3 protein-coding genes and 1 pseudogene are annotated in these 3634 nt (G+C 71.7%); 3 read left to right on the top strand and 1 reads right to left on the bottom strand.

The window, feature by feature from the left end:
• Window positions 1-99, bottom strand: a pseudogene (locus ACFTZL_RS42565) (TetR/AcrR family transcriptional regulator); the annotation flags it as partial.
• A gap of 109 nt (window positions 100-208) precedes the next feature.
• Here ACFTZL_RS42565 and ACFTZL_RS42560 point away from each other — a divergent pair.
• The 3 genes from ACFTZL_RS42560 to ACFTZL_RS42550 form a co-directional block, all read left to right on the top strand.
• Entirely contained in the window at window positions 209-1789 is a 1581-nt protein-coding gene (locus tag ACFTZL_RS42560; protein WP_382595281.1) for a bifunctional 3-(3-hydroxy-phenyl)propionate/3-hydroxycinnamic acid hydroxylase, read from the top strand.
• Window positions 1790-1797: 8 nt separating this feature from the next.
• Entirely contained in the window at window positions 1798-2679 is an 882-nt protein-coding gene (locus tag ACFTZL_RS42555) for an alpha/beta fold hydrolase (RefSeq protein ID WP_382595278.1), read from the top strand.
• The coding region (locus ACFTZL_RS42550) for a VOC family protein (RefSeq protein ID WP_382595275.1) at window positions 2676-3634 on the top strand (959 nt) is incomplete at its 3' end. The genes ACFTZL_RS42555 and ACFTZL_RS42550, both read left to right, overlap by 4 nt.

Raw genomic sequence — 3634 nt, 5'->3', positions numbered from 1 at the left:
GGAGGTGCCCTCGTAGCCCCGTTCGCCGGCGATCTCCACCGCGGCGTCGAGGATCCGCTGACGCGACTCCACCCCGTTCGCACGCTTCCTGCGTGGCACTTGACCCTCTCCCTCACCATGCTTACCGTAGCGGTCATTCCAATTGGAGTAAACACTACAGCAACGCTTGTGCAACACCCCCCGACAAGGACGAGAGCGAGGTGGCCCGGTGGGCGAGATCAGACCGGGAGAGACGGCCTACGACGTGGCGGTGATCGGCTACGGCCCCACAGGGGTCACGGCGGCGAACCTGCTCGGCGCGATGGGCCTGCGGGTCGTCGTGCTGGAACGCGACGCCGAGGTCTTCTCCCGTGCCCGGGCGATCTCCACGGACGAGGAGGTCATGCGGATCTGGCAGCGCGCCGGTCTGGACGGGCGGCTCAAGCGGGACATGCTGGCCGAACGGCCCTGCGACTTCGTCGACGCGCGCGGCCGGACCTTTCTCAGCGCGCGCCCGGCCCCGCACGGCCACGGCCATCCGCCGCAGCTGTTCCTCTACCAGCCGGCGGTGGAACGGGTCCTGCGCGAGGGTGCCAGCCGCTACCCGAACGTCGAGGTGCTGCTGCGGCACGAGTGCCTGCGGCTGCGGCAGGACGCCGACGGCGTGGAGCTGACGGTGGCGGGCACCGCCGACGACTCCGTACGGCGGCTGCGCGCCGCGTATGTGATCGCCGCCGACGGCGGGTCCAGCCTCACCCGGGCGCAGCTCAACATCGGCTACGAGGGCCGGACCTACGAGGACCGCTGGGTGGTCATCGACACCGAGATGCTCAAGCCCTGGCCGGACCACGACCGGCTGCGCTTCCGCTGCGACCCGGCCCGGCCCGCCGTGGACTGCCCGACCCCGCTCGGGCACCACCGCTGGGAGTTCCCGATCCTGCCGGGCGACGACGAGACGTATCTGACCACGGACGACGCGGTGTACGAGCTGGTGGCCCGGTACGGCATCGGCAGGGACAGCATCAAGGTCCTGCGCGCCACCGTCTACAGCCATCACGTCCGCTTCGCGACCCGCTTCCGGGTGGGACGGGTCTTCCTCGCCGGGGACGCCGCCCACGCCATGCCGCCGTGGATCGGCCAGGGCATGGCCGCCGGCGTGCGCGACGTGGCCAATCTGTGCTGGAAGCTGGCGAGCGTGCTGCGGGGCGAACTGCCCGCGACGCTGCTCGACAGCTACGAAAGCGAACGCATGCCGCATGTCAGGGAGGTGACCGAGCGGGCGGTGTTCGTCGGGCGGATCATCACCGAGCGGCGCCGCCCGGTCACCCGGGTCCGCGACGCTCTGCTGCCCGTCCTGAACCGGGTGCCGGGCTTCAGCAACTGGTTGCAGGACTCCCAGTGGATACCCGTCGCCCGCTACGCCGAGGGGTTCCAGGCCCGCCCGCGCGCCAAGGCCTCCGGCAGCCAGCTCCCCCAGCCTTGGGTGACCGGGCCCGACGGCGCACGCGTGCGGCTCGACGAGGTGCTCGGCGGCCGCTGGCTGCTGCTGCACGCCCGCGCGGAGACCGCCCAGCCGGCCTGGAGGGTCCCCTCGCTGGTCGTCACCCCCGCCGGTTCCCCGCCGGCCGAGGGCACCCTCGTCGACAGCGACGGGGTGCTGCTGTCCTGGCTGGACCGGCACCGCGCGGCCACCGTCGCCCTGCGCCCGGACGCCTACGTCTACGCCGCCGCCCGCACGGGAGCCCGGCTCCCGGCTCCCCCGGCGGGGTTCGCCCCTCTTCCGCACGAGCCCGCCTCGACGACCCTGTGAGGACCACCATGAGCGCACCGACCGAACTGCCGTCGCCACCGTCGATGCGAGAGCGTCTGCTCGACGTTGCCGGAAGGAAGATCTTCGTCGCGGAGACCGGCGAGGGCCCGCCCGTCCTGCTGCTGCACGGCGGCGGCCCCGGCGCCTCCGGCGTCTCCAACTACACGCGCAACATCGCCGAGCTGGCGAAGGAGTACCGGGTCATCGTCCCCGACCTGCCCGGCTACGGCCGCAGCACCAAGGGCGTCGACGCCGCCGACCCCTTCGGACACCTCGCCGACGGCATCCGGGGTCTGCTCGATCAACTCGGTCTCGACAAGGCCCACTTGGTGGGCAATTCCTACGGCGGTGCCTGTGCGCTCCGGCTGGCCCTGGACACCCCCGACCGGGTCGACCGCATGGTGCTCATGGGCCCCGGCGGCATCGGCACCACCCGCGGCCTGCCCACGCCGGGCCTCACCAGCCTGCTGAACTACTACCGGGGGGACGGGCCTTCACGGGCGAAGCTGGAGAAGTTCATCCGCCAGTACCTCGTCTTCAACGCCGCCGACGTCCCTGACGCGGTGATCGACGCGCGCTACGAGGCGAGCATCGACCCCGAGGTGGTGGCGGCCCCGCCGCTGCGCCGCCCCTCCGGGCCGAACGCCCTGCGCACCCTGTGGAAGACGGACTTCACCCGCGACCGGCGACTCGCCCGCCTGCCCGTGCCCACGCTGGTGCTGTGGGGCGCCGCCGACCGGGTCAACCGGCCGTCCGGCGGGGCGATGCTGGCCGAGCGCATGCCCGACTGCGATCTGTATCTGGTCGCCAACACCGGCCACTGGGTGCAGTTCGAGCGCGCGGACCTCTTCAACCGGCTGTGCGCCGGCTTCCTGGCGGGCCGCCGATGAACGCGCCCGGGAACACCTCCGTCTTCGGCTCGGTCCACCTCGGCTACCTCGTCATCGAGACCGAGCGGTTCGCCGACTGGCGCCGTTTCGGCAGCGACGCGATCGGCATGCACCGCGACGATCTCTCCCGCGACGTGACGCGGTTCCGGCTCGACGACCAGGAGTGCCGCTTCCTGCTGCGGCGCGGTCCCGCCGAGGACGTCGTCGCGACCGGCTGGCACATCGACGACCACGCCGCGTTCGAGCGGATCGAGGCCCGGATCCGCGCCCATGGCGTGCCGCTGAGGGAGGGAACCGCCGAAGAGGTGGCCCTGCGCGGCGTCGAACGATTGCTGCGCTTCCCCGGCCCCAAGGGCATCACGCAGGAGATCTGCACGACCCCCGTGCGGTCGGCCGAGCCGTTGCGGATGCTCGCCTCGGGCTTCGTCACCGGCGAGGCGGGCATGGGGCATGTCGCGATCACGTCCACCAGACCGGCGCGGCTGCGCGGCTACTTCGACACGGTCTTCGACGCCCGGCTGACCGACTCCATCGACGAGACGATCAGCGGAGTCAAGCTCAAGATCCGCTTCCTGCGCGTCAACGAACGCCATCACTCCATCGCCGTGGCAGCTGTCCGGGGCCTGCCGATCGACCCGGTCCGCACCCGCGTCCAGCACCTCAACATCCAGACGGCCACCCTGGACGACCTGGCCCGGAGCTATCAGCGCGTGCACGAACTCGGCTTCGACATGGCCCTGTCCGTCGGTCAGCACACCAACGACAAGGAGCTGTCCTACTACGCCCGCACGCCCTCGGGGTTCGAGTGGGAGGTCGGCTGGAACCCGGTCGTCGTCGACGAGTCGACCTGGGAGCCGAGCACCCACCAGGGCATCAGCATCTGGGGGCACACCCCGGTGGGCCGGACGATCGTCGGCAAACTCGGCCAGTTCGGCCTCGCCGCCCGCTCCCTGGC

The sequence above is a fragment of the Streptomyces sp. NPDC056948 genome, from assembly GCF_042674225.1.
In the GTDB taxonomy this organism is placed as follows: Bacteria; Actinomycetota; Actinomycetes; order Streptomycetales; family Streptomycetaceae; genus Streptomyces; species Streptomyces purpurascens.
The sequence above is the reverse complement of the archived record's forward strand: the minus strand, read 5'-3'. Positions and strand labels throughout refer to the sequence as shown.

Bases quoted from the DNA above. Each gene is read 5' to 3' on its own strand.
- ACFTZL_RS42555 (WP_382595278.1), top strand. From the start codon at position 1,798: ATGAGCGCACCGACCGAACTGCCGTCGCCACCGTCGATGCGAGAGCGT.